Origin of the sequence: Rhodospirillum sp. A1_3_36, from assembly GCF_047263945.1 — a bacterium.
In the GTDB taxonomy this organism is placed as follows: domain Bacteria; phylum Pseudomonadota; class Alphaproteobacteria; order Rhodospirillales; family Rhodospirillaceae; genus Rhodospirillum.
Map to the genome: position 1 here is coordinate 1 of NZ_JBLAVB010000098.1, position 1,163 is coordinate 1,163.

The following is a 1,163-nucleotide window of genomic DNA, read 5'->3' on the forward strand; positions in this document are numbered from 1 at the left end:
TGAAAAAGGCGATCAGCACCAGGAACCAGGAGAGCAGCAGCACGAAGATGGTCAGGGCATTGCCGAAGATCTCCGGGAAGCCCACCAGGCGGCTGACCTGCTCCAGCAAGGGCCAGGCGGCCTCGAAGCCGATGGCGGCGATGCGGCCCGGATGAAGCAGATCCTCGGCGGCCAGCAGACCGGGCACGGCCTCGATCCCCAGCCCCGTGAAGGACCGGTAGAGGGCTTCGGCCAGATCCTGGAAATTGTTCAGCAGATAGGCGAAGACGCCCACATAGAGCACCTTGCGCAACAGCCGTCCCAGGACGTTGTCCTCGCCCCCCAGCGCCCAGAAGAGACCGGCCAGGTGATGTCGATGCCGATCAGAATGGTGGTGAGGAAGGCCACGTCCCCGGACAGGAAGCCGAAACCGCTGTCGATGGTGCGGCTGAAGGTGGCCATGAAGCCGTCGATGATCCCGAGGTCGCCCATGTGTCGCGCCCTCTCACTGACCGGAATAGGCGGTGCCGGACCCCGGGAAGCGGCGGGTGGTTTCCCGGGCGGCTTCCTCGGCCTGGGCCTTGCGAGTGGCATCCTCCGCCTGCGCCCGGCCCTGGGCGGCGAGCAGACTCTGGATCTGCATCTGCTGTTTGGCCGACAGGGCGATCAGTTGGTTTGCCGCCTGCTGGGCCTGGAGCGCGCCCGTGGCCCCCTGGCTGCGGTTGACCAGATCGGAGAGCAGTCCCTCGTCGACCCGGACATTGGCGACGATCTGGGACTGCACCCGCATGGTCCGTTGATAGGCGCCCATGGCGCTTTGCCAGCGCACCCGTGCGGCCTCGGCCATTTCCAGGGTGGTGGCGTCGCCCCCGTAGCCGTCGGGGTATTGGGCCGACCACTGGCTGTCCAACTGGTCAAGGTCGAAGCTCAATCCCTGGGCCTGGGTCATCAGACCGTCGATGCGGGTCAGCGCGCCCTGGATCTGACCCAGGGAGGAAAAATCCAGACTCTGGAGATTGCGGGCCATGTTCTGGAGCATGGTCACCTGGTTCTGGATCTGCTTCACCTGATTGGTGATCTGCTCCAGGGCACGGGCGGCCTGAAGCAGGTTCTGGGTGTAGTTGGTGGCGTCGAAGACCGGCCAGGCCGCGTAAACCGGAGCTGGCGTACCGAAGGCCAGGGGC

At 65.6% G+C, this 1,163-nt stretch carries 3 protein-coding genes; all 3 read right to left on the minus strand.

Going from position 1 to position 1,163, the window contains the following annotated elements:
• On the minus strand, positions 1-292 hold a 292-nt coding region (locus ACLIRY_RS27160; protein ID WP_413208531.1), incomplete at its 3' end, for a type IV secretion system protein.
• Positions 250-471 carry a hypothetical protein gene (locus tag ACLIRY_RS27165; RefSeq protein WP_413208532.1) on the minus strand — a complete coding sequence of 74 codons (222 nt, stop codon included), beginning with the start codon at positions 469-471 and terminating at the stop codon, positions 250-252. The genes ACLIRY_RS27165 and ACLIRY_RS27160, both read right to left, overlap by 43 nt.
• A 13-nt stretch (positions 472-484) precedes the next feature.
• Positions 485-1,163 (minus strand): P-type conjugative transfer protein TrbJ (gene trbJ / locus ACLIRY_RS27170; RefSeq protein WP_413208533.1); only part of this gene is annotated, 679 nt, incomplete at its 5' end.